Origin of the sequence: Kitasatospora sp. NPDC051914 (assembly GCF_040680995.1) — a bacterium.
Classification (GTDB): domain Bacteria; phylum Actinomycetota; class Actinomycetes; order Streptomycetales; family Streptomycetaceae; genus Kitasatospora.
In genome coordinates, this window is the sequence record NZ_JBFAXX010000150.1 from 1 (window position 1) to 3,600 (window position 3,600).

The 3,600-nt window shown below is 70.7% G+C and carries 4 protein-coding genes and 1 pseudogene; 2 read left to right on the forward strand and 3 right to left on the reverse strand.

Translation table 11 applies throughout. From position 1 onward, the window contains the following. Positions 1-432 (forward strand): annotated as a pseudogene (locus tag AB0M03_RS39480) (ISL3 family transposase); the annotation flags it as partial. Positions 433-553: 121 nt separating this feature from the next. Further along, the gene (locus AB0M03_RS39485) at positions 554-1,048 is read left to right on the forward strand and encodes a hypothetical protein (protein WP_363501633.1); all 495 of its coding nucleotides are present in this window, start codon (positions 554-556) and stop codon (positions 1,046-1,048) included. Between the two features lie 9 nt (positions 1,049-1,057). On the opposite strand, the gene AB0M03_RS39490 is transcribed toward AB0M03_RS39485, so the two are convergent. From AB0M03_RS39490 to AB0M03_RS39500, 3 genes are all read right to left on the reverse strand, one after another. After that, positions 1,058-1,849 carry an IS5 family transposase gene (locus tag AB0M03_RS39490; RefSeq protein WP_363501636.1) on the reverse strand — a complete coding sequence of 264 codons (792 nt, stop codon included), beginning with the start codon at positions 1,847-1,849 and terminating at the stop codon, positions 1,058-1,060. A gap of 464 nt (positions 1,850-2,313) precedes the next feature. Continuing rightward, complete coding sequence (locus tag AB0M03_RS39495; protein WP_363501639.1) at positions 2,314-2,679, reverse strand: hypothetical protein; 366 nt, start codon at positions 2,677-2,679, stop codon at positions 2,314-2,316. Then, on the reverse strand, positions 2,676-3,092 hold the full coding sequence (locus AB0M03_RS39500) for a hypothetical protein (protein ID WP_363501642.1): 417 nt from the start codon (positions 3,090-3,092) through the stop codon (positions 2,676-2,678). The genes AB0M03_RS39495 and AB0M03_RS39500 overlap by 4 nt, the downstream gene beginning before the upstream one ends. Positions 3,093-3,600: the final 508 nt, after the last annotated feature.

A 3,600-nucleotide genomic window follows, 5' to 3' on the forward strand; every position in this document is an offset into this window, starting at 1 on the left:
CGCTGGAACGAGGGCGAGCACAACGCCACCGCCCTGACCCGGGAGATCACCGAACGGGGCTACACCGGCAGCGAACAGACCGTCCAACGCTACCTGCGACGCTACCGAGACGGCCGCCCCGCACCCGCCCCAGCCCCGAAACCGCCCACCGTGCGCGAGACCAGCCGCTGGATCCTGACCGACCCCGACCATCTCGGCGAGGACGATGCCCTGGCCCTGAAGAAGATCCTCGAACGCAGCCCGGAACTCACCCGCCTGGACAAGCACGTCCGCGGCTTCGCGAAGATCATGAAAGGCCTACGCGGCCACGAAATCGAGCAGTGGATCGCCGCCGTCGAAGCCGACACCCTCCCCGCCCTGACCTCCTTCGCCACCGGCCTGCGCCGCGACTTGGACGCGGTGCGCAACGGACTGAGCCTCCCGCACTCCTGAGAGCCTGATCACTAACCCGCGCGGATCGCTGGATCGGGTGATCGTTGGGGTGGCGTGAACTTCCGTCCTGTGTGGGAGAGATCTGTTGATTCGTCTCTTTCGATCCACGCGGAGGTTGCTGGTGCCGTCGGTGTTGGGGCTGGTGGAGGAGCGGGAAGCCGGGGCTCGTCGTGAGGTCGAGCGGCTTCGGGGCGAGGCAGCCCGGCTGGCTGCTGCTCTCGGGGAGGCCGAGGCGGAGTTGTCGCGGCTGGTGATCGCCCGGGAGACGCTGCGGGATGTGCTGCGCGGAAAGCCCGACGGCCGGGGCGGCGCCGTGGCGATCGGCCCGGCGATCGCGGGAGCGGACGGCGGGATCCGGGTGGCTGTGCCGGTGCGGGAGCCCGGCATGGGGCTGGACGCTCTCCCGCCGATCTACCGGGAACTGGCACAGGCGTTGGGGGCGTCCCCGGAGCCGTTGCAGGCTGGTGAGCTGGCGCGTCTGCTCGGGCTGGAGGCGACGGCCTCGGTGGTGGAGGGTGTGCGGGCGAAGGCAAAGCGTCTGGTAGTGCGTGGGTGGGCGGTGCAGGCGGATCGGGGCCGGTTCGCCTGGGCGGTGGTGCGGGCCGTGGCGGCCTGACTGGCCGGTTCATCCGGGGTGGCCTGCCCGTCGGGCCAGGCGGCGGGTCATGAGGATGGTCATCGACCAGGTGACCATGGCGAGGTGGTGGGCGGGCAGGCGCTCGTAGTCGCGGACGCAGCGCCGGCGCCGGCAGATCCAGGACAGGGTGCGTTCGACGACCCAGCGGCGGGGCAGGACGGTGAAGCCGCTGGTGTCGTCGGCGCGTTTGACGACGGCCACGGTCAGGGCGAGCGCGACCAGGGCCCAATCGACGAGCAGGCCGGTGTAGCCGCCGTCGGCCCACACGAGAGTGACTTGTTCGTGCTGGTCGCGCAGGAACTCAAGCAGCAGCTCGGCGGCGTCGCGGTCGGGAACGCTGGCGGGGGTGACCAGGCAGGCCAGTAGCAGGCCGAGGGTGTCGACGGCGATGTGGCGTTTGCGGCCGTCGATGTTCTTCCCGGCGTCGTAACCGCGGTGGCCAGCGGAGACGGTCTCGGCCGCGGGAACGGACTGGGAGTCGATGATCGCGGCGGTCGGCTGGACGGCGCGGCCCTCGCTCTCGCGGACGCGGTCACGGAGCCGGTCGTGGTACTCGGCCAGTGCACCGTTCTCGGCGGTTCGCTGGAAGTAGGCGTAGACGGCGGAGCGGGGCGGGAAGTCGGCCGGGAGCTGGCGCCACTTGCAGCCGCTGTCGTCGACGTAGCGGACCGCGTCGATGAGCTGGCGTTCGCAGTACCGGGCCGGACGGCCGCCGCGGCCCTCCAGCCACGGCGGGGCGGGCAGCGCGGCAAGGGTGACCTGCCACTCCGCGTCGGACATGTCGCTGGAGTACACCGGCCGCCGATCGGGGCGTTCGTTCGCAGATCCGTACAGATGAGCGGCACAACGACACGCAGGAGTAGGCAAGTTGAAGCCACTATCGGCCTCACGGTAGAACTGTGGCACAGGGCCTTCCGGTGTTCGTGTTGCGTTGACACCTCACGAACTTCCAGGAGGCCCTTCTTCTATGCCTCCACCCCACGACGATCACCCGATCCAGCGGCACACGTGGTTAGTGATCAGGCTCTGAGTGGCAGCACTGGACAACACCGGTGGCACCGCCTGCGCCGAGGTGAAGTCCTGGACCTTGTTGATCAGGTTGTTCAGGCCGCGCGGGCCGGCGCCGCCGAGGACCAGGGCGATCGGCGGCAGGCTCCGGCGGCCGGCCTGCGGGTACTTCCGCCGTCAGACGGGGAGCTTCTTCGCACTGCTGTGGTGCCCGTCGTGCGTCGGGTCGTTGTAGGTCAGCGCGAAGTACTCCGCGTACCGGTCGAACTTGGCGGCGACGAACTGCGGCGTCTCGTTGTGGAGGTCGACCTCGACCAGGAGCAGCGGGACGCCGTCGGCGGGCGCGGTGAGGACCGCGTCGGCGTACTGGGCGCGATCGCCCGGCAGGGGTGGGCGGCTTCGGTCGTCCAGTCGGCGATGGTGCCGATCGGGGTGCCCGGCGTCGCCGGGCTCGTCATCGCCACGATGGTGTCGTTGACGGCCATGGCGTGCGGGGCGCCGGTGGTCCGGCCGACCGAGCGGGCCCGGCCGCCGATCTTCCGCTCGGAGGGCAGCGTGGATGCCGCGGCGTCCAGGCCGAGGTCGGTCAGGCCCCAGATCACCGCCCCCGCCCCGACCGGCCGCATCGGCCTGCGCCGCGCCGGGCGCAGTGTCCCGGTCCCGGCGCCGGTCCTGTCGGCGGCGGGCGTGTCACCGTCGGTGGTCTGTGGCTGGGGGCCGGGATGCCGGAGGTGGTGCCGCGTTTCTCGGTCAGCTTGTTCAGCGCGAGGTCGCGCAGCGCACCGGCCACCGTGTTCGGCTTCTCGTGGCCGGGCTGGGCCAGCAGCCAGGTCTGCTTGACCGTCGCCACCTTCAGCACGCCCAGCACCTCAAGGACGCTGTGGCGCAGCGGGCCGGTGGATCCGTTGGGGTAGGCCTTGGCGCGGACGAACGCGGTGCGCGTCTTGGCGGCCGGTGGCCGGTCGGTCTGGTCGGGTCGGTCTGGCTGCTGCTGCTCGTCCTCGTCGTGGCTCATGGCTGCTTCCCCCGCCGGTTGGTGATCTTCCGTCCGTTCCTCGATACCTCATGGCACCGACAGCCCGCCCCCGGCCGCCACCACCCCACCGCACCATCGCCCGGCCCGGTCACCGGGCGCGCGGCCGGCCGGACGCAGAAAGGGAAGGGCCAAGCAGCGGCCCTGGAGCGCGCAAACCGCCTCACGCCCCAGACCCAACAACCAAAGACAAGGACAAGGGGTACAGAGGGGCTGCCGGGATTCCGGTGCACCTTGACAACGGTCATTGACCTGACCCTATGAGGGCCGGGTCCCCTTCCGTGCTCAGCCCGGCGATGCCTATCGTCCGGGTACGTGCGAGCTCGGGAAGGAGGCCCGGCTATGTCTGTCTACGTCGGGATCGACGTGCATCGCAAGAGGTCCCAGATAGCTCTGGTCGGCCAGGGCGGCGAGGTGCAGGCCAACCGCAACGTGCCCAACGGGGTGGAGACGGTGCTCGGGGTGATCGGGGATCTGCCGATCGGCACTC